Here is a 23,385-nt window from a genome sequence, read left to right on the forward strand (position 1 = left end):
GCGCCGATGGTGCGCCGGCGCGTCCCACGCGATAGCGTTGCAAGGTGTGCGCGACGAGCCGCGTCGCGACACGAGCCCCGCGCCGCGCGGCGCTCCCCTTCCGTCCCGGAGCCACGTGCCGACCATCTCCGACTACGCCGAGTACGCGGACGCGCTGCGGGCGCGCCGCCAGCACGCGACGCAGGCCGCGCCCGCCGCGGCCGCGGGGCTCCTGCACGCGACGCTGGCCGAGCTGGGCGAGGCCGAGGAGGAGCTGCGCGCGCAGAACGACGACCTGCTGCAGGCGCAGCTGGCCCAGGAGGGCCGCGAGGCGCGCTGGCGTGCGCTGTTCGAGCTGGCGCCCGCGGCCTACCTCGTGACCACGCTCGACGCGGTCGTGGTGCAGGCGAACGCCGCAGCCTGCGCGCTGCTGCGGCGGCCGGTGAACGCGCTCGTCGGCAAGCCGATGGCGTGCTACGTCGCGCTCGACGAGCGGGGCGCGTTCCGGACGGCACTCGAGCGCGCCGCGCACGCGCCCGGCGTGGAGGAATGGCCGATGCTGATGCTCCCACGCGAGGGCGCCATGGTGGACTGCCGGCTGCGCGTGTCGCGCCTGCCCGACGGCGAGCGCGGCGAGCGGCTGCTCGGCTGGCTGATCACCGAGACCCACCCTTCCACCGTCGATCTCGGATGACGGGCCGACGCCGCTCCCCGACCGCCACCGCGGCGCCCAGCGACGCGGAGGCACTGCTGGACGCGCTGCGCGCGGTAGGGCGCCAGCTGCGCGTGGCCGACCGCGAGGCCGAGCAGCGCGTGGGGCTGCACCCCGCGCAGCTGCACACGCTGCAGCGCCTCGCCGAGCGGCCCGCGTCGTCGCTGGCCGAGCTGGCGGAGCGCACGCACACCGACCCGAGCTCGGCGTCGGTGGTGGTGCAGCGCCTGGTGGAGCGGGGGCTGGTGGAGCGCACGCCCGCGGCCGACGACCGGCGCCGCACGGAGCTCGGCATCACCGCCGCAGGGCGCGCGCTGGTGCGGCGCTCGCCCGCCATCGCCGCCGACCGGCTCGCCGCGGCCGTCGAGACGCTGGGGCCGGCGCGGACGTCGACGCTCGTGCGCTCGCTGCACGCGCTGTCGCGGGTGCTGCGGCAGCCGGCCGGCGACACCGACGACGCCGACGGCTGAGCCGTGCCGCGGGCCGCCCGCGTCGTGCGGGCCGATACTTGCGATCCAAACGGTTGGTGCTACACTGGGCGGGGGAGCTGGCCGGGACCGCGAGGAGCACGCACGCCGAACCGCACACGGACCATGCAGGATCGCGATCAGCACCATCGTTCGTCCGGCCACGCCGGGGACGCCGGCGAGCGGTTCGTGGATCGGCGCGCCCCGGGCCGCGGCGCCCCCACGCACGTCGAGCGGCGCGTGGAGCCGCGGGTGGACGGCCGCGCCCCGCTGCTCGGCACGAGCGAGCACGTCGGCGAGACGCTGCGGCGGGCGCGCGCGTCCATCGCCGCGTCGCGCGAGCACCGGGAGACGCTGCTGGCCCTGTTCGCGCGCGGCTCGGCGCTGCTGGCGGCGTCCGATCGGGCCATCCGCCAGTCCCAGGCGCTGCGGGCCGAGCTGCGGGCGTCCGTGACGGCGCTGGTGCAGCACCTCCACGACGACGGCGAGCCGCCGCAGCGCATGCTGGTGCTGGTGAAGTCGACCGTCGCCGCCGCGCTGCCGCCCGAGTGCGACCCGAGCGAGCGCCGCGCGCTGATGGAGGACGTGGTGCGCTGGAGCATCGACGCCTACTACCCGGCGGCGTAGGGCACGCGACGCGCCGTACGCCGCCGCCCCTATCGCAGCCGCACCAGCGACAGCGTCACCGTCGGCGGCAGCGCCTCCCAGGTGAGCGACGCCGTGCGCCCGGCCCCGACGCCGAAGCGCATGTACGCCGCGCCGCCGGCGAGGATGCTGGCCGTGCTGCTGGATCCGCTCACGAGCGCGGTGGTCTGCAACGGGTACGTGCCCGAGCCGTCGATGGCCGCGAACACCGAGCGCAGGTTCCAGCTGAGCATCTGGAAGCGCGCGTCCGCGCCCGGCACGTCGTCCATCAGGAGCATCGTCGCCCAGTCGCGGAAGCGCGTCGCGACGTCGGTGCCGAAGACGGCATGCAGGTTGGGCAGCCCGCTCGCGGTCCCGTTCACGAGCCGCTGCCAGAGCGTCTCCTGCGCGGTCGCCTGCTGCTGGTCGGCAGCGTAGCGGAGGAACGCCCACGTCGCGCCGCGCGTCGCCAGCGAGTCGTCGTCGGCGTACGGCGAGTTGCGCGTGGGCCCCTCCAGGAAGAGCCCCAGCCGGTCGAAGTTGTCGATCGCCTGCTCGGTGAAGGCGGTGGCGATGGGCGGCGTGCTGCGGAGCATCGTCGCGTCGAGGTTCTGCCGCGGCTGCAGCCCCGTGCGCGCGAGGAACACCAGCTCCTCCGCGACGTGCGCGAGCCCCTCGTCCAGCCACGTCGCCTCGTAGTCGTCGGCGCTCGTGTTCACGTACAGCCGCCGCGACGCGTTGATGAGGTGCTCGAACTCGTGCGCGACGGTCGCGATCGTGACGTTGGTGACGAACGACTTGGAGTAGCGGTTGCCGTTGATCATCCCGCCGGGATCGGGCACCAGCAGGTAGAACATCTCGGCCACGTTGCTGGCGGCGCAGGCGTCGGGCGAGGCGGAGGTGCCGCGCGTGGGGAAGAGGTCGCGCGGGGTGAAGAAGCCGCCGATGTAGAAGTCGGAGTTCTTCGGCGTCAGCGCGTTCACGGCGGCCGTGTAGTACAGCACGACCTTGCCGTTGCCGTCGATGTCGGTGGGCGCGCCGAAGTTGCGCACGTCCACCGCGTACACCAGCGTGTCGAACGTCGCGGCGATGGCGGCGTAGTCCGCGTCCGTGAAGCCGCCCATCGGGTTCGTCGTGTCGGCGACGACGATGGCGCGATTCGACACGGCCGCGACGCGCGACACGCGGTTGTCGGGACGCGAGCACGCGACGTCGCCGTTGGCGTTCAGCGTCACGAGCTGCCCGACGGAGACGTTGCCGGGGATCACCGCGCGGCGCGGCCCCTCGGCCGCGGTGCCGCGCGACGCCAGCCACCCGCGCGCGGCGCCGAAGCGCGGCCGCAGCTCGCGTGCGGCCGCCTCGCGCACGCGCGCGCCGAACGCGGCGCCCGCCGGACGCTGGCCGATCGCGGCGAGCAGCGCGCGGCGCCCGTCCAAGACGTTGGCGCTCGGGCGCAGCGGCGCGCCGCTCACCGTCTCGATCCCCGTGGGCCGCACCACGAACGCGGAGCGCGAGCGCGGCGTGGTGGCGGCGTTGAACGCGACGAGCGCGAACTCGCCGCCGGTCGCACCGCCGTTGACGCACAGCGTGGTGCCGGCGGGCGCCATGACCTGCCCGGGCGTGAGCGTGCCCGCCGTCGCGGGATCGCATGCCGTCGCCGTGGCGGCGATCGTGGCGCCGAGCGTCGTCGTGAGCGACGTGCCGGCGACGCTGGCGGTGACCTGCACCGGACCCGCGACGCTGCCGAGCACCACCTGCGTCTGCGCGCGGCCGGCGGCGTCGGTGACGGCGGTGCCCGTGGTGACCGTCGCGCTCCCCGACGAGACGACGAACGTCACCGGCACGCCCGCGACCGGCGCGCCGCTCGCGCTGCTCACCTGCACGACGAGCGGCGTCGCGAGGGTGCTGCCCGGATCGCCCGACTGGCCGGCGCCCGACACCACGCGCACCGCCGCCGGCGCCGCGGACGATCCGCTGGCGCTCGGCGCGCCGGTGGGAGCGGCACCGTCACCGCCGCCGCACGCGGCGAGCAGGACGAGCAGCAGACGACACGCGGCGCGGAGTGGGGTCCGCGAGGGAGAGGCAGGCATGGGCACACCCTGGTGACAGTGGCAGGGGTGCAGGGGCGAGGTCCATGCCACCGCGCACCGGTGCGCCGGTCAGCGGCCGCTCACGCGGCTCACAGGCGCAGCACGGCCGAGCTCCACCCCGACGGATCGCGGTCCTGCCGGTACAGGACGTCGAGGTCCACCTCGATCTCGGCGCCGTCGCGCCGCAGCGCGAAGCGGTCCATGCCGCGCGTCGCGCGCCCCTCGATGAAGCCGCCGTCGGGCCGGTACCGCGACTTGTGCTTCGGGCACTGGAACCGCCGGTCGCGCTCCATCCAGCGCAGCGCCGTGTTCTGGTGCGGGCACGCGAGGTTGAACGCGTACGCCGCGCCCTCCCACCGCACGAGGATCACCTCGTTGTCGCGGTCGATGGAGGCGCCGTCCTGCGCGGGCACGGGATAGCGCGGCCCGCCGCCGCGCGCGCGGCGCGCCGGCACGAAGGCGAGCGGGCGCGCCCAGGCGTCGTGCGGCGATGCGCCGAGTCCGAGCAGCGCGGCCGCCACCGCAACCGCGGCGTCGCGCAGGAAGGCGCGGCGGTCGCGCGGGAACGCGTCCGGAAACGCGTCGTCGCAGGCCGCGCACGCGTCGTCGTCGTCGCGACCGTCGTCCCGCACGTCCTGCGGCACGTGGCTCAGCCCTTGGTGACGGTGACGGTGCGTGCGGCGGCGTCGTACGCGGCGCGGTACTCGGTGAGCGGGCGCGGCGCCGGCCCGGCCACGTTGCGACCGGCGGTGTCGTACTCCGAGCCGTGGCACGGGCACGTGATGCGAGTGCCGTTGAAGCCGCTCACCGGACACTGCTCGTGCGTGCAGATGCTGGTGAACGCGCGGTAGCTGTCGTTGCCCAGGTTGATGATGATCACGTCCACCGCCGACCCGCCGACGGTGCCGAACACCTGGAAGCCGTTCGCCTGCGCGAGGCTCGGGAACTGCGCCAGCTGCACGGTGAGCACGTTGCCGGCGACGCTGGCGCCCGCGTTGGCGGGGATCTGCGGGGGCGTGGGCCGCGGGCCGGTCGGGTCGCCGCCGCCACCGCCGCCGCACGACGCGGCGAGCGCCGCGGCCAGCACGGACAGCGCGGTGGTGGAGACGAAGTCGCGCCGCGTGAGGCACGCGTCGGCGGGGTCGGGATGCGACGACAGGACGGGAAGCTGCGGCATGCCTCGCGTGATGAGATGTGAGCCGTGTGGACGGCGACCATGGGCCGTCACGCCGCAGACGGCACGGTCACGCGGAGTATTCCCGCGGCGCGTGCTGGGGCGCGCGTCGGGAATAGTGCACGACGTCGCGCCGTCCGCCCCGACGCATCCCCGCGCACCCCGCGTCGCTCGCGTCGCTCGCGTCGCTCGCGTCGCTCGCGTCCCGCCCCTCTCGCCGGAGCCTCCGCCATGTTCCACCCGTTCCCGCGCGTCCGCACCCTCTCGCTGCTGGCCACCGCGGCCGTCGTGCTCGGGAGCGCGGCGTGCAGCGACGACGACGATCCGGTCGTCGCGTCGGATCCCGTGTTCGTCGCCACGCTCACCGGCGCGAACGAGCGGCCGAACCCCGTGACCACGACGGCCACCGGCACCGCCACGGTGACGGTGCGCGGCGGCACCGCGAGCTACGTCGTGACGTACAGCGGCATCAACGGCACGCCCACCGGCTCGCACATCCACGCGCCGGGGAGCGCGTCGCAGACGGCCGGCGTGATCGTGGACTTCCCGCGCACCACCGCGACGGCCAGCACCGGCACGCTCACCGGCACCTTCACCGCGGCCGACATCCGCGCGCCCGCCGGCCAGACGCCGATGTCGATGGACTCGCTGGTGGCGCTGATGCGCACCGGCAACGCGTACGTCAACGTGCACACCTCCGTGAACGCGGGCGGCGAGATCCGCGGGCAGCTCAACCCGCGCTGATGATGGTCTGATCCTGCGCGATCACGCGATGCGCGCCAGCCGCGCGGCGACCGCCGCCGCCGTCGCGGGGCGCGCGTCGGGATCGGGCGCGGTGAGGTCCGCGACGAGCGCGTGCAGGTCGCCCGGCACCGCCGTGAGTGCCGTCGGCGCATCCGGAGTGCGCGGCGCGGGCGCGTCGAGCTTGCGCGCGAGGAAGGCGCGCGGCGTGTCCACCTGGTACGGCGTGCCGCCCGACAGGCACGCGTGCAGCACCATCCCCATGGCGTAGAGGTCCGCGCGCACGTCCGGCTCGCTCCCCAGCAGCACCTCGGGCGCCATGTACTCCGGCGTGCCGACGATCGCGCCGCCGATGGTGCCCGCGAGCTGCAGCCGCGGCGCCGCCGGCCCGCCGCGCCGCATCAGCGTCGCGACGCCGAAGTCGCCCACCTTCAGCAGCCCGTCCAGCCGCACGAGCAGGTTCTCGGGCTTCAGGTCGCCGTGCACGACGCCCTGCTCGTGCGCCGCCTCCAGCGCGCGCGCCAGCTGCCGCGCGAGCGCGAGCGCGGTGTGGGCCGCCAGCGGGCCGCGCGCGCGCAGCACGGTGCCGAGCGACGCGCCCTCGACGAACTCCATCGTGATGAAGGGCGTGCCGTCGTGCTCCATCAGGTCGTGCGTGCGCACGACGTTGCGGTGCGACACGCGGCGCGCCAGCCGCAGCTCGCGGATCAGCCGCTCGCGCGCCTGCGCGTCGGTCGCGAGCAGCTCGGGGCGCAGCAGCTTGAGCGCGACGCGCTCGTCCACCAGCAGGTCGAGCGCGCGGTACACGATGCCCGCGCCGCCGCGCCCCAGCTCCGCCTGCACCGCGTAGCGGCCCGCGAAGGTGTCGCCGGGCGACAGCGTGCCGCCGATGCGCGGCGCGCGGTGCGGCGCCGGATGCGTGGCGCGCCGCGGCACGAGCGCGCCGCGGGTGCGCACCGCCGCGCTGCCACCGGCCGCCGGCGCGTCGCTCGGCGCGCCCGCGACCGGCAGCGGCGCCGCCGCCTCCAGCACCGCGACCAGCAGCTCCTTCTCGCGCAGCTCCGCCAGCAGCGTCCCCAGCGCGCCGGCGAGCGCGGTGATCTCGTCGGGCGACGTGCGCGCGGCCGCGTCGCGCGCGGTGCGCGCCGCCGTCACGTAGTCGCCGCCGATGGCCGCGCGGGCCGCCGCCGCGAGCGTGCGCGTGGGGCGCGTCACGCGCAGCGCGGCCAGCCACGCCGCCGCCAGCGCGAGCAGCAGGCCGAGCGCGCCGGCGACCAGCAGCGAGCGCCGCACGCCCGCGAGGCCGGTGGGGATCGCCGCGGCCGCGCGCACCACCATGAACCCGCCCACCGGATCGCCGCCCGCCGTCACCAGCGCCGCGTGCTGCGTGAGGTAGCGATCGTCGTCCACGCGCGCGGCGTTGCTCGCGGGCAGCAGCGCCGCGGCCGCGTCGCGCGGCATCGTGGACGCCGCGACGCGCCGCCGTCCGTCCGGCTCCAGCGTGTAGAAGACGACGTCCGTGCCCGTCGCCGCCTGCACGTCGCGCGCGAGCGTCGTGTCCACCACGCGCGTGGCGACGAGCGTCCCCACCGGCGCGGCGCCCGGCACCACGATCGGCACCGCGACCGTCTGGAACAGGACGCTGTCGCGCGACGCGCCGAAGCCCGTCGTCACGCGCCCTTCGAGCGCGCCGGCCACGAGCGGGATGCCCGCCATCGGCTCGCCCGCCGCGCCCGGCTCGTCACTCTTCGCCAGCAGCACGCCGCGCTCGTCGGTGATGAAGACCCAGTCGGCCTCCAGCTGCTCTGCGCCCTCGAACGCCTGGTCGAGGATGTCGTCGCGGCGCCGCTCGGCCACCAGCGCGCGGAAGTACGGACCCTGCACGAACACGCGCGCGCCGCCGGCGAGGCTGCGGCCGCGCCCCGCGAGCAGCTGCGCGGTGAGGTCGGCCGCCTGCTCCAGCCCGCGCCGCGCGTCGCGCACCGCCGCGGCGCGCGCCGACACCGACGCCGCCGCGAGCGCCGCGGCCAGCACCGCGCACACGATCGCCGCGGTCACGAGGAAGACGCGCCCCGTGAGCCCCGGCAGCAGCCGCGCGCGCAGGTCGGTACGCATGTCAGTAGCGATCCGCACGGGTCACCGCGTACGGGCGGCCGAACTTGTTGAGATGCGGCGCCGCCACCCACGCGCGCGCGTCGAGCACCACGCGCACGCCGGAGAGCCCGTTCGCCGTCACGGCGACCTCCTGCACCAGCTCCGTCGCGCTGCGCTCGTGCCATGCATGCAGCACGTACGTCCCCTCGGGCACGCCGTCGATCGCGAACGCGCCGTCGGCGCCGGGCTGCACCACCCACGCCGTCGGCACCGCGACGACGAAGCTCACCATCTTCGAGTGGATGTTGCAGTAGATCGGATACACGCCCGCGCGCGCGAACGTCGCGCTGCGCGTCGCGCCGCGGCGATACAGCCCCAGGTCGAACGGCCCGTGGTCGACGTTCGAGAACACGTTGTGGCTGAACGGATCCTGGTTCGGGAAGCCGACCGCGCTGCCCACGGGCACCGTCAGCACGTGCGGCAGGAACTCGCGGCCGCGCATCGCGATGCGGCCCTCGCGCGGCGTGCGCGGCGACGCCGGCCGGCCGCGCTCCTCCAGCCACACGACCGCGCCGCGCACGTCGCCCGGCGTCGCGCCCGCGCGCTCCAGCAGCGTGACCTGTCCGCGCACGGCCGGCGCGGCGCCGCGCTGCGCATGGGCGACGGTCGGCGTCACGAGCAGCGTGGTCGCGAGCAGCGCGACGCGGCGACCGTCAGAGCTCCACACCGAAGGCCAGGTTGAGGTGATGCGCCACGAACGCGCCCGCGTCGTAGCGCGTGCGCAGGCGGCGCCACTCGAAGCCGACGAGCAGCGGCTGCACGGGACGCCACGCGACGTGCGCCGCGCACACCGCGTTGCGCTGCCGCACCGCGCGATCCGCGGCACGTACCCCATCGATCCCGCACCCCGCGCCGCCCATCAGCACCGGATGCGGCTGGACGTTGAGCTGCGCCCACCCCGCGGCGTCGCGCAGCGGCGGGCCGAGGGCACCGGGTGGCGCGCCCGCCGCGGCGCGCCCGAACGCCTGGCCGATCCCGCCGCCGCCCAGCCCGCGCAGCAGCTGGCCGCCCGCGTAGCCCTCGCCGCGCAGCTCCACGCCGGGCGCCAGCGCGACGCGCGCATCGACCGTGAACGCGCGGCTGGCGCGCAGCACGCCGCCGCCGATGTCCACCCAGCCATGGTGCACGCCGACGCCGACCTCGCCGCCGCCGTCCACCAGCTCCGTCAGCGCGGGCAGGTCGTGCTCGGCCGCCGCGGCGCCCCACCGTCCGCGCACGCGCGCCTCGAGGAACGGCCGCCGCGAGCGCTCGGCCGCGTCCACGGCGTCGGGCTCGCCGGCCACCTGCGCGCCCGCGAACGGCGCCAGCACCGCGCCCTGCAGCGCGATGCGCACCGGCGCGCCCGAGTCGGTGACCTCGCGCGTCACGCGCACCTGCGCCAGCCAGTTCCACAGGTTGCCCGCGCCCGAGAAGTTCGGCGTGCCCACCGACGCCACGCTGATCGGATCGAGGTCGGACACGAGCGGCGTCTCCGAGCCCACCAGCACCTCCGTGCGCGCCCAGATCAGGCGGCCGCGCGCCGTGCGCAGCCGCGGCTCGGGGAAGAGCCGCCGGTCGCCGGCGCCGTTCTGCACGCCGCCGAAGAAGTCGACGTCGATCCCCGCGTCGAACGTGCCGCCGAGCACCTCGGGGATGACGGCGACCGCGCCGACGCGCGACTGCCGCACCGTCGCGCCCAGCACGCCGCCACCGCCCGCCACCGGCGGCGACGCCACCTGCGGCACGTCGACGTTGTTCACCCGCGCCGACGTCCAGAACCCGTTCGCCAGCAGCCGCGCCGAGAACTCCAGCCGCGCGCGCGAGCGCGTGCGAGCCGCCGTCTCGGACTCCTCCGCCATCTGCTGGCGCAGCAGCGCGATCGCCGCCTCCGCCCGCGCCAGCCGCGCCGCCAGCGAGTCGGCGGAGAGCGAGTCGGGCGCGGGACGGCGCGCGGTGTCCGCGGGCGTCTGCGCGTGAGCAGCGCCGGTGGCGGTCGCGTGGACGAGCACGAGCACGGACGCACGGGCGAACGCACTCCAAGGCGCACGGGCGAGCGCGCGGCGGACCGCGGACCGGCGCGATCGGGGCATGTCGGGCGGGCGGAGGGGACGGCGGGATCGTACGCGCCGGATGGCGCGCGCGTCCGCGACGTCCCTAGTCTGCACCGCCGGCCGGGAGGCCGGCCACCCGTGCGGCCACGACCACGGCGGCGAGCCGCTCGAGCGCGACGTCCGACACCACCACCACCCCGGCCGCCGCCGCCGGCCACGCGACCATGGCCTGCGCGCCGTCCACCGCGCCCGCGACGTGCCCGCCCGCCACGCTCGCGCGCACCGCGGGCGCGCGGAAGAACCGCTCCTCCGAGACGATGTACTGCAGCAGCAGCCGGTCGTTCCAGCGGTACGCGAGCACCGCCGCGGGCTCGCCCGCGAGGTCGGTCGTCCACGCGCCCAGCAGCCGCAGGCGGTCCGACTGCAGCGGCGCGACCGGGAACGGCACCGCGGCGCGCACGCCGTCCAGGTCGCGCGCACGGCCCGGCAGGTCGCCCGCCGCCACGCGGCGGAAGTCGGCGACGACGTCGTGCAGGAGCGGCACGGCCGCCACCGTCGCCGCCACGCGCTGCAGCGGGACGTCCGGCGCGACGCGCGCGCGCCACGCGAGCCCGCCCGTCGCGAGTGCGGCCAGCACCGCCGCGGCGGCGACGGCCACGCGCAGGCCGCGGCGCGGCGCGGGCGCCACGACGGGCGCGGGAATCGGCGTCGCCGCGACGGCCGCGGCGATGCGCGCGCGCAGCGCGGGCGAGGCGCTCGCGGTCGGCTCGCTGCCCAGGCGCCGGCGCACGCTGTCGTGCACGTCCAGCTCGCGGCGGCACCGCTCGCATCCCACCAGGTGCGCCTCGATCTGCGACGCCGTCTCGGCCGGCAGCTCGCCGTCGCCGTAGGCGGCCAGCAGGTCGCGGAGGAGGGCGTGGCGCGCCTCGCGGGCCGCGTCGTCGCGCGGGTCGGTCGCGGGCAGCGCGCCGAGCGGGCCGATGGGATGGCGGGGGTCGGTCACCGCGCACCTCCGCGCAGTGGACGTCGGGCGGCGGCGTCCGCACGGAGCTCCGTGGGCCGCAGGCCGTGACGGGCCACGATCGCGCCGGCCAGCAGGCGGCGGCCGCGCGAGATGCGGCTCATCACGGTGCCGAGGGGGATGCCGAGGATGTCGGCGATCTCGTGGTACTTGAAGCCGTCGATGTCGTGCAGCTCCACCGGCGCGGCGAAGTCCTCGGGCAGGTCGGCGAGCGCGGCGTGCACGGCCTCGCCCACCAGCCGGCCCACGACCTCGTCGAACACCGCGTCGACGTCGCCGCCCACCAGCTGCTCGTGCGCGTCCTCGAGGCGGGTGATCGAGACGAGGCGGCGGCGACGGCCCGCCTTCTCGTACGAGTCCACCAGCACCGTGCGCAGGATGCGGTAGAGCCACGGGCGCACGCGCACCGCGTCGCGGAGCTCGCCGAGCGCCTGCCACGCGCGCACGCAGGCCTCCTGCACCGCGTCCTCGGCGTCCTCGGGAGAGTCGGCGCGGCGGCGGGCGAACGCGAGCATGCGGTCCAGGTGCGGGAGCACCAGGGCGTCGAAGCGCGCGTGCGGATCGGTCAGGAGGTCGGGCGAGGGCGTCACGGCGGGGGCGCGGGACCGGGCGGCTGGGCGGGCCCCGCAGGGGCCGCCGCTCGCCCAGGGGACGGCGCATGTCCCGAAGTTATTCCCGCGCCATCCGGCGGCCAGCCGCCGACGGGGTGGCGGTGGGGTAGCGACGGCCTGCGACGCGGCCCACACTTGCGCCCGCCCCGTCGCCCCCTCGCTCCCGACCGTCGCATGCGATCCATTCGCCCCATCGTCGTCTTCCTGTGCGCCCTCGGCGTCCTCGCGCCGTCGGCGGCCGCCGCGCAGTCCCGAGGGGCCGGCACGCTGGACGCGCTCGCGCGCTGGATGGCGCTCGACGCGTCGCCGGTCGACGCGGTCCCGGCGGGCGAGGCGGTCCGCGCGGCGGAGCCGCGGTGGCAGCGCGACGCCAGCGACAACCTCGTGCTGCGCGTGGGGCAGGGCCGGCCGCGGCGCGTGGTGGCGTGCGGGCTCGACCCCGCGGGGCTCGTCGTCAGCCAGATCACCGACGCCGGCTACCTGCGCGTGCACCGCGCCGGGCGCGCCGCCCCGCACCCGCTCTGGGAGCAGGCGCACGAGGGGCAGCAGATCGAGGTCCTCGGCGCGCGCGGCGCGGTGCCCGGCGTGTTCGCGATCGCCAACGGCCACTTCGCGCGGCAGCACCGCGGCGACACGACGGTGGTCGGGGCCGACCAGCTGTGGCTCGACGTCGGCGCCCGCTCGCGCGCCGAGGTGGAGGCGATGGGCGTCGAGCTGCTCGATCCCGTGCGCCGCCGCCATGCCCCGTGGATCGTCGCCGACCACGTGGTGGGCAACGACGCCGCCGGTCGCGCCGGCTGCGCCGCGGTGGCGAGCGTGGCCGCCGCCGCGCTGCGACAGCCGCCCGCGCGCGGCGAGACGCTGTTCGTGCTGAGCACGCGCCGCGCCTTCAACTGGGCCGGGCTCTACGCGGCCGTCGCGCGGCACGGCCCCGTCGACAGCCAGACCGTCGTCGCCGGCGCGGACACGGCGCGCCTCGACGCCGCGGTGCGCCGTCGCGCCCTGCCGGACGGCGTGACGCTGAGCGTGCGGGCGCGGCACCCCGGCACGCTGGTCGAGGCGGTCCGGGCGGCGGACGCCGACTCGCTGCTGGCGGCCGTGCGCGAGGCGGCGGGGCTGCCGGCCGGCGCGACGCCGTGGACGATGCCCGCCGCGCCGACCGATGCGGCGCCGCGCCGCGCGCCCGACGCGCACACGCGTCTCGCCGCGCTGCTCGACACGCTGGTGGCGCTGCCGGGCGTGCCGGGGCACGAGGCGCCCGTGCGTGCGGCGGTGCTCGCGGCGCTCCCCGCGTGGGCGCGCGCGGCGGCGGTCGTCGACTCCGCGGGCAACGTCGTCGTCGCGGCGGGGCCGGACCGCGACACCGTGGTCGCGGTGGCGCACATGGACGAGGTGTCGTGGACCGTCGCGTCGATCGGCGGCGACGGCACCGTGGCGCTCACCGCCCGGGGCGGCGTCATCCCGTCGGCGTGGGAGGGGCAGCCCGCGCTGCTGCACGTCGACGGCGCGGCGTCGATTCCCGGCGCGTTCGTGCCGCGCGCGCCGCGCGAGGTGAGCGGCAAGCGTCCCGCCGCGCTGCGCGCCTGGTTCGGGCTCGACTCGGCCGCGCTGGTCGCGCGCGGCGTGCGCGTGGGCGCGGGCGTCACCGCGACCAAGGGCGGCGTGCGGCTCGGCGCGACGCGCTACGCCGCGCGCTCGCTCGACGACCGCGCGGGCACGGCCGCGCTGCTGCTGGCCGCGCGGGCGCTCGACCCGGCGCGGCTCACGCACAAGGTCATCCTCGCGTGGAGCGTGCGCGAGGAGGGCGGGCTGGAAGGCGCGCGGGCGCTCGCCGAGCGTGTGGGCGCGTCGGTGCGCCGCGCCTATGCGATCGACACGTTCGTCTCGTCGGACACGCCGCTGGAGTCGCCGGTGTTCGCGCACGCACCGCTCGGCGCGGGCGCGGTGCTGCGCGGGCTGGACGACGGGATGGCCGCCGGGCGCGCGGAGCGCGCGCGGGTGCGTCGGCTGGCCGCGGCGGCGGGGATCCCGCTGCAGGTCGGGACGACGCACGGATCCACCGACGCCGGCCCGTTCGTCGACGCGGGCGCGCCGGGGATGGGGCTCTCGTGGCCGGGACGGTACAGCCACTCGCCGGCGGAGGTGCTGGACCTGCGCGACCTGGCCGCGCTGGCGCGGCTGCTGGCGCTCGTGATCGCGGCGCCCTGAGCGCGCCCTGGCGGGTCCGCACGCGGGCCCGCAGAGTGTTCGCCGTCCCGCCGCATCGCCTCCGACGCTCCTGCCGCTCGCATCCGCATGGCCATCGTCGTCCGCCTCGTCGCTCTCGCTATCGCCGTCGCGCCCGCGCTCGCGGGGGCGCAGGCCGCGGCGCCCGCTCCCCGCCCGCCGATCCCCGTGGTCGCCGCGGCCGCCTCGCCGCTGGTCGCGGACGTGCCGGGCGTGCGGCGCGCGTTCGTGCAGGTGCCCGGGGCGCGGCTCCAGTGGCTCGACTTCGGCGGCCGCGGCGAGACCGTCGTGCTGCTGGCGGGCCTCGGCAACTCCGCGTGGAGCTACAGCGCGTTCGGGCCGGCGCTCGCGCGCGAGGGCTTCCGCGTCGTCGCGCTCACGCGCCGCGCGCACGGCGAGAGCGAGGCGCCCGCCGCGGGCTACGGGCTCGACACGCTGGCGGCCGACGTGGTGGCCTTCCTCGACTCGCTGGGCGTGCGGCGCGCGCACCTCGTGGGACACTCGCTCGCGGGCGCGGAGCTGACGCGCCTCGCCGCCCGCCACCCGGACCGCGTGGGGCGCCTGGTGTACCTGGACGCGGCGTACGACCGGCAGGCGCAGATGGCGTGGATGGACCGCGATCCCGATCCCGGCCCGCCCGCGATGACCGACGCCGACCGCGCGTCGCCCGCGGCGTACCTCGCCTACCAGCGCCGCGCCCGCCCGGACCTCGCGAAGGCCTGGGGTCCGGCGGTGGAGCGCGACTACCTCGCGTCGCTGGTGAAGGGGAGCGACGGCACGCTGCGCTGGCGCACGCCGCTCGCGCGCTACGGCGCGATGCTCACGGCCACCGCCGGCGCGCCGCCGGAGTACGCCGCGGTGCGCGCGCCCTCGCTGGCCATCTACGCGCGCGGTCCCCAGATGTCGGCGTCGCTCGCGGAGCGGCTGGCGCCCACCATCCGCGCGAGCCTGCGCGACAGCGTGCTCGCGTTCGAGCGCGACGTCGTCGGCGCGTGGACCGACGCCAGCATCGCGCAGTTCCGCGCGGCCGGCGGCGCGCGCTGCGTCGTCGAGATGGACGCCATCCATCACGTGCACCTGCAGCGCGAGCGCGAGGTCGTGGCGCTGGTGCGCGACTTCCTGCGCGGGCGGCCGGTGTCCTGCCGCTGACACGAGCCGACGCCACGACCCGAACGACGACGCCCCGCGAGCCGGAGAGCTCGCGGGGCGTGCGTGCGTTCAGGAGCGTCGTCGCGCGGCGTCAGGCCGCGCGGACGATGCGATCGAGCGAATGGCGGTGGTGCGTGAAGCCCTCCTCCGTCCCGCGGCCGATGGCGACGAGCGCCGGCACCCGCACGTGGTCAGGGAGGCCGAGCACCTCGCGCACCTGCGCGGCGTCGAAGCCCGTCATCGGCGACGTCTGGTAGCCGTGCGCCTCGGCCGCCAGCAGCAGGTAGCCGAGGGCGATGTAGCCCTGGCCGGCGGCCCAGCTCTCCTGATCCTCCGGGCTCTGCTTGCCGAGGATGCCGCGGATGTGCGCGGCCGTGGCCGCGCGCTGCGCCTCGGGCATGCCGGGGTGCACCGTCTCCTCCAGCGTGGCGAGCGCGTCCTGCATGTCGGTGTAGAGCGCGATCACCGCGGGCGCCGACGTGACCTGGCGCTGGTTGAACGCGGCGGCCGCGAGGCGCGCCTTCAGCTCCGGCGTCTCGACGATCACGAAGCGCCACGGCTGGACGTTGAACGCCGACGGCGCGAGGCGCACGACGTCGAGGATCGCCTCGAGGTCCGCGGCCGGGATGGGCTCCGGCTCGAAGGCGCGGATGGAGCGGCGCCGTTCGGCGGCCTCGCGCACGTCTAGCAGGGTGCTGATGCTGGTATCCATGAAGTCGGTCCTTCTCGTAGGGGGAGACGCGGCCATGCGATCGGCGCGTGGCGGTGAATAACCCTCAGTGGTGAGATAGTTCCACGCCCAAACCCGGCGGGGTGGGGGACGGTCCAAGCGGGGCGGTCTCCGGCGCAGGCCCCCCACTCCCACCGCCCCCATGGCCCACCTCGCCACCGACCTCCGCTACGCGCTGCGGCGCCTGCGGCGGGCGCGCACGGTCAGCGCCGTCGCGATCCTCACGCTCGCGCTCGGGATCGGCGCCAACACGGCGCTCTTCAGCCTCGTGCGCACCGTGCTGCTGCGGCCGCTGCCGTACGGCGCGCCCGAGCGGCTGACGGTCCTCTGGAACGCGACCGAGAAGGGGGAGACGACCTGGCTGTCGCTGCGCGAGCTGGCGGCGATCGGCGCGGACGCGCGCGCCTTCACGCACGTCGCCGGCTTCACCAGCGGCAGCGCGAACCTCACCGGCGACGTGGAGCCGGAGCGCGTCGCGATCGGCAGCGTCACCGCCAACGCCTTCGCGACGCTCGCCGCGGCGCCGCTGCTGGGCCGCACCTTCCGCCCCGACGAGGGCGCGCCCGGCGCGGGCGACGTCGCGGTGATCGGCCACGCGCTCTGGCAGCGGCGCTACGGCGGCGCGCCCGACGTGGTGGGGCGCACGCTGCGCGTGAACGGCCGCGCACGCACGATCGTCGGCGTGATGCCGGCGGCGTTCCGCTTCCCGCTCGACTTCCGAGAGGGACGCCCGACCGAGCTGTGGATCCCGCAGGTCGTCGACACCGCGAACCTCGGCGGATGGGGGAGCCGCAACTTCATCGGCTTCGCGCGCCTGCGACCGGGCGTCGCGCCCGAGCAGGGCACGCGCGAGCTGCGGCGCGTCGCGCAGGGCTGGGTGCGCGAGGGGTTCGTGATCGACGACGGGAGCGGACGCCTCTACCGCGCCGCGGTCCCGGTGCACGACCTGGTGCTCGGCGACATGCGACGGCCGCTCTGGATCCTGTTCGGCGCCGTCGCGCTGCTGCTGCTGATCGCGTGCGCGAACGCCGCCAACCTGCTGCTCGCGCGTGCCGACGAGCGGCGGCGCGAGATCGCGGTGCGCAAGGCGCTGGGCGCGGCGCGCGCGCGCGTGATGCGGCAGCTGCTGGCCGAGAGCGTGCTGCTCGCGGCGGCGGGCGGCGCGTGCGGCGTCGCGCTCGCGTGGGCGGGCACGCGCCTGCTCGCGTCGCTCGCGCCCGCGTCGCTGCCGCGCGTCGCCGACGTGCGCGTGGACCTGGGCGTGCTGGCGTTCACGACGCTGCTGGCGGTGGCGACGGGCTTCGTGTTCGGGCTCGCGCCGGCGCTGCAGCTGTCGCGGCCCGACGTCGCCGGCGCGCTGCACGAGAGCGGCGGGCGCTCGGGCACCACGGGCCGCGCGCGGCAGCGCTTCCGCCGCGGCCTCGCGGTGGTGCAGGTCGCGATGTCGGTGGTGCTGGTGGTGGGCGCCGCGCTCCTGCTGCGCAGCCTCGTGGAGCTGCGGCGCGTGGACCTGGGCTTCGATCCGCGCGGCGCGCTCACGGCACGCCTGGCGCTGCCGGCGGCCGAGTATCCCGAGCCCGCGCAGGTGGTCGCGTTCCACGAGCGGCTGCAGCAGCGCGTCGCGCAGATCCCTGGCGTGCGTGCGGCGGCGGGCACGCGGCTGCTGCCGCTCACCGGCACGATCGGCGACTGGTCGATCACGATCGAGGGCCGCGCGCGCGACGGGCGCGACAACCCGAACGGCGACTGGCAGGTCGTGATGCCCGGCTACTTCGAGGCGATGCGCATCCCGCTGCGGCAGGGGCGTACGCTCGCGCGCACGGACGACGCGCGCGGCGTGCCGGTGGTCGTCATCAACCAGACGATGGCCGACCGCTACTGGCCGGATGGCGACGCGCTCGGCAAGCGCTTCAAGTGGGGCACCGCCGACCAGCCGTGGATGACGATCGTCGGCATCGTCGGCGTCGTGCGGCACAACGCGATCGTCGAGGAGCCGCGCGCGGAGATGTACGTCACGCCCGCGCACTACGCGCTGGAGACGGGGAACGCGCCGCGCGCGATGACGCTGGTGCTGCGCACCGCGGGCGATCCGCTGGCGCTCGCCGCGCCGCTGCGCGCGGTGGTGCGCGAGCTCGATCCGAACGTCCCGCTCGCCGACGTGCAGACGCTCGAGCGCGTCACCGACGACGCGCTGGCCGAGCCGCGCTTCACGACGGTGCTGCTGGCGCTGTTCGCGGGGCTCGCGCTCGCGCTGGCCGCGGTCGGGATCTACGGGCTGGTGTCGCTGCTCGTCACGCAGCGCACGCACGAGGTCGGGATCCGCATGGCGCTCGGCGCGCGGCGCGCGGCCATCGGCCGCATGATGCTGGGGCAGGGCATGGCGGTGGCCGGCGCGGGCGTGGCCGTGGGCCTGCTGGCGGCGGGGCTGCTCTCGCGACTGCTGACGACGCTCGTCTACGGGGTCGGCACGCTCGATCCGCTGACCTTCGTCGCGGTGCCGGCGGTGCTGGGCGCGGTGACGCTGGTGGCGACGCTCATCCCCGCGCGTCGCGCCGCACGCGTCGATCCCGCGATCGCGCTGCGCAGCGAGTGACGACGGCAACACTCCTGCATGAGGGGGCGGCCCACCCCCTTTCAGCACACAGGAGCCGCCGATGGAGACCTCGCCGACCCCCGACGCCGGCGGCGCGACGCGCAGCGCCGACGAGCTCGGTATGCCACTGCCGCCCATGCCGGAGGCGGTCGACGCCGCCGCCGCGACCAACGCGCCGCCGAGCCCCGCGTCCGCGACCGATGCGATCGTGACCGAGCCGCTCGCGCCCGATCCGAACGCGGGCGCGAACGTGGATGCGAACGCGGGTGCCGGGACGGCCGCGGCGCCGATCACCGCCGCACCCGCGCCCGCGCCGCGCGCGAAGACGAAGGGCGTCGCCGACATCGTCTTCCTCGTCGACGTCACCGGCAGCATGGCGCCCATCATCGACGCGCTGCGCCGCAACATCGAGGTGTTCGTCGACTCGCTGAGCCAGGGCGACGCCAACAACGCGGCGCCAGTGAAGGACTGGCGCGGCAAGGTCGTCGGCTACCGCGACATCGACCACGCGGAGAGCGAGGGGCTGCCGTGGATCGAGGACCACCCGTTCGTGCGCGACGCGGTGGCGTTGAAGGCGCAGCTCGGCACGCTGCAGGCGCAGGGCGGCGGCGACGAGCCGGAGTCGCTGCTCGACGCGCTCTACACCATCGCGACGATGGAGGCGACGCCGAAGGGCGCGCAGAGCGAGGATCCCGGCAAGTGGCGCTACCGCAGCGAGGCGGCGCGCGTGGTCGTCGTCTTCACCGACGCGTCGTTCAAGGAGACGCTGCAGATCCCGCAGGCGAAGGGCGGCAGCCTGCAGGACGTGGCGAACGTGGTGATGGCGAACCGCATCATCCTCAGCCTGTTCGCGCCGAACTTCGAGGGCTACGACCGCCTGAGCCAGATCGACAAGTCGGAGTGGGAGGTGGTCGAGTACGAGGGCCTGTCGCCACAGGAGGCGCTGCAGAAGTACACGGCCGACGCGGCGAACTTCCGCACCACGCTCAAGCAGCTGGCGGCGAGCGTGTCGAAGTCGGCCGAGACCGTGGCGCTGTAGCGCGCGCTCCGACATGGCGAAGAAGCTCAAGGTCGGCGACGCGCTGCGCGGCTACCGCGTGACGAAGGTGTTCGGCCCCGGCGCGATGGCGATCTCGTACGCCGCCGAGTCGCCCGACGGGCGCCGCATCTTCCTCAAGCAGTACAAGTCGCCCGCGCCGACCGTGGTGTGGTACGGCGCCTTCATCGACTACCAGCAGGAGCTGGCGGCGCGCGTGCGCGGCGGCAAGGCGGCGAACTACGCGGTGCGCCTGATCGACGCGTTCGAGGAGCGGTGGGGCGGCCCGACGTACTTCCAGGCGTACGAGTTCGTCGAGCACGGCGGCGACCTGCAGCAGCTGTTCGAGGAGGAGCGCGCCGCGCACGCGCGCGACGGACGCTCGCCACTGCTCGATCCGGACGTGTGGGCGCGGCACGTGACGTGGGCGAAGGTGCTGATGGCGGGCATCGCCGCGCTGCACGAGTCGAAGGTGGTGCACGCGGACCTCAAGCCGCCCAACGTCTACCTGATCCGCGACCCGTCGATCGGCGCCGGCTACCAGCTGAAGCTGATCGACATGGACTTCTCTGTGCTCGCGGACAAGCGGGCGCCGTGGCACGGCCATCAGGGCTACGTGGGCTCGGACAACTACCGCTCGCCCGAGCACATGACGCGCGGCGCGGTGCCGGGGCTGGCGTCGGACGTCTTCACGTGCGGGCTGCTGCTCTACGAGCTGCTGGCGGGCGTGCACCCGTACTGGCGCGACGACCAGGCGGAGTACGCGGCGCTGGTGCGCGCGTATGCGGCCAAGCCGCCGGTGCTCGCGGGCGTGATGCCGAAGCCCGCGGACAACGCCGCCGTGTCGGCGGCGCTGCATCGCTGCCTGTCGCCCGATCCGGCGGCGCGCCCCACGGCCGCGGAGCTGCGCGCCGTGCTGAGCGGCCGCGAGGCGAAGCCCGCGGCGGCACCGGTCGCCGCGACGGCACCCGCGCCCCCCAAGGAACCCGCAGTCCGCAGTCCGCAGCCCGCGGCGGCTGCAGGGCCGCGCGCCGCGCTCACGAGCGACCGCGTGCAGCTCGTCGGCGCCAGCGGCCACGTGCTGCAGCTGGGCGTGCGCACGGAGCTCGGCAAGCACCTCGCGCGGCAGTTCGGCGCCGACGCGGAGTTCTGGGACGCGCGGCAGATGGTGCTGGAGCGCGGACCCGATCGGCGATGGCACGTCGCGCCGCTGCCCGGCACCACGAACGAGACGCTGGTGAACGGCGAGGCGCTGGCCGCGCCGCGCGCGCTGCACGACGGCGACGTGCTGGCCGTCGGGCGGCAGGCGAAGGGCGTGGTGAAGCTTCCACTGACGGTCCGTGCGCTCTGAGCCGCCGGGCGACGCGCCCGAACAGCCCCGCGACTCGACGCCGCGCGCGTTCACGTCCGACGTCACGCCGCCCGAGCGCGTGCTGGGGCACGTGATGCCGCCCGTCGCCGCGCCTGCCGACGCGCCCGTGCCGGACCCCGCGCCGCCACCGCCGCCGTCCACGATCGCGATCCCGCCGGTGGTGGACGTCGAGTCGCTCGACTGGGCGGCGATCCGGCAGGCGGTCGATGCCGACGCGATCCTCGCGCGCGGCGACGCGATCGTCGCGACGATGACCGCGCTCCTCGATCGGCCCGACGGACCGGGCTTCCTGTTCGACGCCGACCGCGCGACGCCGGAGGACCGCGCGATCCGCGTGACGGAGCCGGGCGACGCGCCGCTCTGGTTCGTCGGCGACCTGCACGGCGACCTGCTGGCGCTCGAGGCGGCGCTCGCGCTCGTGCGCGCCGACGACCCGGCCGCGCGCCTCGTCTTCCTCGGCGACCTGTTCGACGACGGCGGCTTCGGGCTCGCGCTGCTGCTGCGCGTGTTCGAGCTCGCGGCGGAGCATCCGGAACGCGTGTGCGTGATCGCCGGCAACCACGACGAGGCGCTGCGCTGGACGGGCGAGCGCCTGGCGTCGGGCGTGTCGCCGTCGGACTTCGCGGATGGGCTGGCGGGCGAATCGCCCGACGCGCTGGGGCCGCGCGCGGGCCGGCTCGCCGTGCGCTTCTTCGAGCGGGCGCCGCGCGCGCTCTTCTTCCCGGACGGCCTGCTGGCCGCGCACGGCGGCTTCCCGCTCGTCGACCTGCACGCGGAGCTGGAGGCGAGCGGCGACTTCAACGATCCGCGCGCGCTGGCGGACTTCGTCTGGACGCGCGCGCATCCGAAGGCGCGGCGCAAGCTGCCCAACCGCGCGTCGCGCGGCAGCCAGTTCGGCCGCGAGGACTTCGCGGACTTCTGCGCGCTCGCCGGCCGGCTCGGGCGCCCGGTGACGCACATGGTGCGCGGGCACGACCACGTCGACGACCGCTGGGCCGTCTACTACGCGTCCGATCATCCCGTGCTCACCACCGTCGCGCTCGCGCGTCGCCTGCCGCGCGAGGTGTTCGGCCCGTACGCGCGCATCCCGACGATCGCGCGCTGGGTGCCCGGCGCGCTGCCGCAGGTGCACCGGCTGCACGTGCCCGAGGCCCTCGTGCGCGAGCTCTATCCCGAGGAGATCGAAGCGGACGGGGCACCCGACGCGCCGACGGAGCCCGACGCGTGAGCGCGCTGGTCCTCCGCTGCCCCAACTGCGGCTCGGTGCAGGACGACGAGGGCACGTGCGAGACCTGCCACGAGGCAGACGTCCGGCTCTTCTGCCCGAACCACGTGCCGGGCCGCTGGCTCGACGCGCCGCGCTGCGACGCGTGCGGCGCCACGCGCGACGCCGGCCCCATCGTCGTCGCGCGCCCGCCCGCGCCGCCACCGCCCTTCGCGCCACCACCGGCCGAGCCGCCGCCGCCGCGTCGCGTCACGCGCCGCGATCCGATGTCGGTGCCGCCGATCGCGCCCGACTGGCGCCCGACGACCCGGCCCCACGCGCCGCCCCGGACGGGACCGGTCGTGCCCGACGTGATTCCCCCGGCCGTGCGCGTCGCGCTGCCGTCGTTCCTCGGCTGCATGGGCCGGCTCGTGATGGTCGTGCTCTTCCTGCTGGCGCTGCTGCTGGCCGGCTTCGTGTACGTCGTGTGGTATTGAGGTGGTACTGATTCTCGCCGCTGATGGCCGACGTCGCATGCGCGTCGCGGACCCGCTAGCATGCGACGCATGACGCACGCGACGCCACACACCACGCGCAGCGCCGCACGCAGCGCGATCCGGCTGGTCTTCATCGACGTCGACGGCACGCTCGTCGGCTCCTCGGGCACGGTGCACCAGGCGGTGTGGGACGCCGCCGACCGGCTGCGTGCCGCCGGCGTGCACCTCGCGGTGTGCACCGGCCGGCCCGGCTTCGGCATCACGCGCGCGCTCGCGACGCGGCTGGACGGCGATGCGTGGCACGTCTTCCAGAACGGCGCCAGCATCGCCCACCTCGGCAACGGCGGCTCGCGCTCGGCCGGCCTCTCCGACGAGACGGTCGCGGCGCTGCTCGCGCAGGCGCGCGCGACCGGGCGCGCGCTCGAGCTGTACTCCGACGACGGCTACGCGGTGCTCGCGGGGCGCGCGGAGGCCGTCGAGCGCGCGCAGCGCCACGCGTCGCTCATCGGCGAGCCGTACCAGCCCGTGGACGCCGACGCGTTCGCGCGCACGCCGGGCCGCGTCATCGTGCGCGGCCAGTGGATGCTCGCGCACGACGAGCTGGACGCGGTGCTCGCCGATCCCGCGCCGCGCGCGCGGCTGGTGCCGTCGCTCTCCCCGTTGATGCCCGAGACGACGTTCGTGAGCGTGCTCGATCCGCAGATCGACAAGGTGGTGGGCGTGCGCACCGTGGCCGAGGCGTACGGCGTGCCGCTGTCGGCGGTGATGTTCGCGGGCGACGGCGGCAACGACGCCGCGGCGATGACGGCGGTCGGCGAGGCGGGCGGCTGGCCCGTCGCGCCCGCGAACGCCGAGCCGGAGGCGCTGGAGCGCGCGCACGACGTCTTCGCGCACGTGGACGATGGTGGCCTCGCCGATGCACTGGCGCGCGCGCTGGCCACGCACGGCAACTCGCACGGCGATCGCTGACGCTTC

Annotated in this window: 21 protein-coding genes; 12 read left to right on the top strand and 9 right to left on the bottom strand. The window is 76.4% G+C overall.

Annotated elements, in window-relative coordinates; translation table 11 throughout:
- Positions 1 to 115 precede the first annotated feature (115 nt).
- The 3 genes from rosag_RS16305 to rosag_RS16315 all read left to right on the top strand — a co-directional run bounded on the left by rosag_RS16305 (position 116) and on the right by rosag_RS16315 (position 1,785).
- On the top strand, positions 116 to 673 hold the full coding sequence (locus rosag_RS16305; protein ID WP_284351218.1) for a PAS domain-containing protein: 558 nt from the start codon (positions 116 to 118) through the stop codon (positions 671 to 673).
- Entirely contained in the window at positions 670 to 1,161 is a 492-nt protein-coding gene (locus rosag_RS16310; RefSeq protein WP_284351219.1) for a MarR family winged helix-turn-helix transcriptional regulator, read from the top strand. Before rosag_RS16305 ends, rosag_RS16310 begins: the two co-directional genes overlap by 4 nt.
- Before the next feature lie 186 nt (positions 1,162 to 1,347).
- Positions 1,348 to 1,785, top strand: coding sequence for a hypothetical protein (locus tag rosag_RS16315; RefSeq protein ID WP_284351220.1), 438 nt, complete (start codon positions 1,348 to 1,350; stop codon positions 1,783 to 1,785).
- A gap of 29 nt (positions 1,786 to 1,814) precedes the next feature.
- On the opposite strand, the gene rosag_RS16320 is transcribed toward rosag_RS16315, so the two are convergent.
- The 3 genes from rosag_RS16320 to rosag_RS16330 form a co-directional block, all read right to left on the bottom strand.
- A complete protein-coding gene (locus tag rosag_RS16320) occupies positions 1,815 to 3,872 on the bottom strand; it encodes an Ig-like domain-containing protein (protein WP_284351221.1) in 2,058 nt (685 codons plus the stop codon).
- A gap of 89 nt (positions 3,873 to 3,961) precedes the next feature.
- Positions 3,962 to 4,516 carry a QcrA and Rieske domain-containing protein gene (locus tag rosag_RS16325; protein WP_284351222.1) on the bottom strand — a complete coding sequence of 185 codons (555 nt, stop codon included), beginning with the start codon at positions 4,514 to 4,516 and terminating at the stop codon, positions 3,962 to 3,964.
- 5 nt (positions 4,517 to 4,521) lie between these two features.
- Entirely contained in the window at positions 4,522 to 5,049 is a 528-nt protein-coding gene (locus rosag_RS16330; RefSeq protein WP_284351223.1) for a QcrA and Rieske domain-containing protein, read from the bottom strand.
- Positions 5,050 to 5,277: 228 nt separating this feature from the next.
- Between rosag_RS16330 and rosag_RS16335 the strand changes: the two genes are divergently transcribed.
- The gene (locus rosag_RS16335) at positions 5,278 to 5,790 is read left to right on the top strand and encodes a CHRD domain-containing protein (protein WP_284351224.1); all 513 of its coding nucleotides are present in this window, start codon (positions 5,278 to 5,280) and stop codon (positions 5,788 to 5,790) included.
- A gap of 21 nt (positions 5,791 to 5,811) precedes the next feature.
- Here the strand turns inward: rosag_RS16335 and rosag_RS16340 are convergent, their stop codons facing one another.
- The 5 genes from rosag_RS16340 to rosag_RS16360 form a co-directional block, all read right to left on the bottom strand.
- Complete coding sequence (locus rosag_RS16340) at positions 5,812 to 7,902, bottom strand: protein kinase domain-containing protein (RefSeq protein WP_284351225.1); 2,091 nt, start codon at positions 7,900 to 7,902, stop codon at positions 5,812 to 5,814.
- Between the two features lies 1 nt (position 7,903).
- Positions 7,904 to 8,608: a cupredoxin domain-containing protein gene (locus tag rosag_RS16345; RefSeq protein ID WP_284351226.1), complete on the bottom strand. Its 705-nt coding sequence runs from the start codon at positions 8,606 to 8,608 to the stop codon at positions 7,904 to 7,906.
- Positions 8,595 to 9,935, bottom strand: coding sequence for a hypothetical protein (locus tag rosag_RS16350; protein WP_284351227.1), 1,341 nt, complete (start codon positions 9,933 to 9,935; stop codon positions 8,595 to 8,597). Before rosag_RS16350 ends, rosag_RS16345 begins: the two co-directional genes overlap by 14 nt.
- Positions 9,936 to 10,074: 139 nt before the next feature.
- Positions 10,075 to 10,974, bottom strand: a complete 900-nt coding sequence (locus rosag_RS16355) for a zf-HC2 domain-containing protein (protein ID WP_284351228.1) — start codon at positions 10,972 to 10,974, stop codon at positions 10,075 to 10,077.
- The gene (locus tag rosag_RS16360) at positions 10,971 to 11,582 is read right to left on the bottom strand and encodes an RNA polymerase sigma factor (RefSeq protein ID WP_284351229.1); all 612 of its coding nucleotides are present in this window, start codon (positions 11,580 to 11,582) and stop codon (positions 10,971 to 10,973) included. The genes rosag_RS16355 and rosag_RS16360 overlap by 4 nt, the downstream gene beginning before the upstream one ends.
- A 195-nt stretch (positions 11,583 to 11,777) precedes the next feature.
- On the opposite strand from rosag_RS16360, the gene rosag_RS16365 reads away from it, so the two are divergent.
- Positions 11,778 to 13,811, top strand: coding sequence for a M20/M25/M40 family metallo-hydrolase (locus rosag_RS16365; RefSeq protein WP_284351230.1), 2,034 nt, complete (start codon positions 11,778 to 11,780; stop codon positions 13,809 to 13,811).
- A gap of 87 nt (positions 13,812 to 13,898) precedes the next feature.
- Entirely contained in the window at positions 13,899 to 14,978 is a 1,080-nt protein-coding gene (locus tag rosag_RS16370; RefSeq protein ID WP_284351231.1) for an alpha/beta fold hydrolase, read from the top strand.
- 91 nt (positions 14,979 to 15,069) lie between these two features.
- On the opposite strand, the gene rosag_RS16375 is transcribed toward rosag_RS16370, so the two are convergent.
- The gene (locus rosag_RS16375) at positions 15,070 to 15,690 is read right to left on the bottom strand and encodes a nitroreductase family protein (protein ID WP_284351232.1); all 621 of its coding nucleotides are present in this window, start codon (positions 15,688 to 15,690) and stop codon (positions 15,070 to 15,072) included.
- Positions 15,691 to 15,850: 160 nt separating this feature from the next.
- On the opposite strand from rosag_RS16375, the gene rosag_RS16380 reads away from it, so the two are divergent.
- The 6 genes from rosag_RS16380 (at position 15,851) to rosag_RS16405 (ending at position 23,379) form a co-directional block, all read left to right on the top strand.
- The gene (locus tag rosag_RS16380) at positions 15,851 to 18,301 is read left to right on the top strand and encodes an ABC transporter permease (protein ID WP_284351233.1); all 2,451 of its coding nucleotides are present in this window, start codon (positions 15,851 to 15,853) and stop codon (positions 18,299 to 18,301) included.
- Positions 18,302 to 18,362: 61 nt separating this feature from the next.
- Complete coding sequence (locus tag rosag_RS16385; RefSeq protein ID WP_284351234.1) at positions 18,363 to 19,340, top strand: vWA domain-containing protein; 978 nt, start codon at positions 18,363 to 18,365, stop codon at positions 19,338 to 19,340.
- Positions 19,341 to 19,353: 13 nt separating this feature from the next.
- The gene (locus rosag_RS16390) at positions 19,354 to 20,688 is read left to right on the top strand and encodes a protein kinase domain-containing protein (protein ID WP_284351235.1); all 1,335 of its coding nucleotides are present in this window, start codon (positions 19,354 to 19,356) and stop codon (positions 20,686 to 20,688) included.
- Positions 20,678 to 21,937, top strand: coding sequence for a metallophosphoesterase (locus rosag_RS16395; protein WP_284351236.1), 1,260 nt, complete (start codon positions 20,678 to 20,680; stop codon positions 21,935 to 21,937). Before rosag_RS16390 ends, rosag_RS16395 begins: the two co-directional genes overlap by 11 nt.
- Positions 21,934 to 22,410, top strand: coding sequence for a hypothetical protein (locus rosag_RS16400; RefSeq protein WP_284351237.1), 477 nt, complete (start codon positions 21,934 to 21,936; stop codon positions 22,408 to 22,410). Before rosag_RS16395 ends, rosag_RS16400 begins: the two co-directional genes overlap by 4 nt.
- Before the next feature lie 69 nt (positions 22,411 to 22,479).
- Entirely contained in the window at positions 22,480 to 23,379 is a 900-nt protein-coding gene (locus tag rosag_RS16405) for an HAD-IIB family hydrolase (protein WP_284351238.1), read from the top strand.
- Positions 23,380 to 23,385 lie beyond the last annotated feature (6 nt).

The organism is Roseisolibacter agri (genome assembly GCF_030159095.1).
Taxonomy (GTDB): domain Bacteria; phylum Gemmatimonadota; class Gemmatimonadetes; order Gemmatimonadales; family Gemmatimonadaceae; genus Roseisolibacter; species Roseisolibacter agri.

Excerpts from the sequence above, each read along its gene's own strand:
- rosag_RS16310 (WP_284351219.1), top strand. The coding sequence starts at position 670 with ATGACGGGCCGACGCCGCTCCCCGACCGCCACCGCGGCGCCCAGCGAC.
- rosag_RS16320 (WP_284351221.1), bottom strand. The coding sequence starts at position 3,872 with ATGCCTGCCTCTCCCTCGCGGACCCCACTCCGCGCCGCGTGTCGTCTG.
- rosag_RS16330 (WP_284351223.1), bottom strand. The coding sequence starts at position 5,049 with ATGCCGCAGCTTCCCGTCCTGTCGTCGCATCCCGACCCCGCCGACGCG.
- rosag_RS16335 (WP_284351224.1), top strand. The coding sequence starts at position 5,278 with ATGTTCCACCCGTTCCCGCGCGTCCGCACCCTCTCGCTGCTGGCCACC.
- rosag_RS16340 (WP_284351225.1), bottom strand. The coding sequence starts at position 7,902 with ATGCGTACCGACCTGCGCGCGCGGCTGCTGCCGGGGCTCACGGGGCGC.
- rosag_RS16365 (WP_284351230.1), top strand. The coding sequence starts at position 11,778 with ATGCGATCCATTCGCCCCATCGTCGTCTTCCTGTGCGCCCTCGGCGTC.
- rosag_RS16370 (WP_284351231.1), top strand. The coding sequence starts at position 13,899 with ATGGCCATCGTCGTCCGCCTCGTCGCTCTCGCTATCGCCGTCGCGCCC.
- rosag_RS16375 (WP_284351232.1), bottom strand. The coding sequence starts at position 15,690 with ATGGATACCAGCATCAGCACCCTGCTAGACGTGCGCGAGGCCGCCGAA.
- rosag_RS16380 (WP_284351233.1), top strand. The coding sequence starts at position 15,851 with ATGGCCCACCTCGCCACCGACCTCCGCTACGCGCTGCGGCGCCTGCGG.
- rosag_RS16385 (WP_284351234.1), top strand. The coding sequence starts at position 18,363 with ATGGAGACCTCGCCGACCCCCGACGCCGGCGGCGCGACGCGCAGCGCC.
- rosag_RS16390 (WP_284351235.1), top strand. The coding sequence starts at position 19,354 with ATGGCGAAGAAGCTCAAGGTCGGCGACGCGCTGCGCGGCTACCGCGTG.
- rosag_RS16405 (WP_284351238.1), top strand. The coding sequence starts at position 22,480 with ATGACGCACGCGACGCCACACACCACGCGCAGCGCCGCACGCAGCGCG.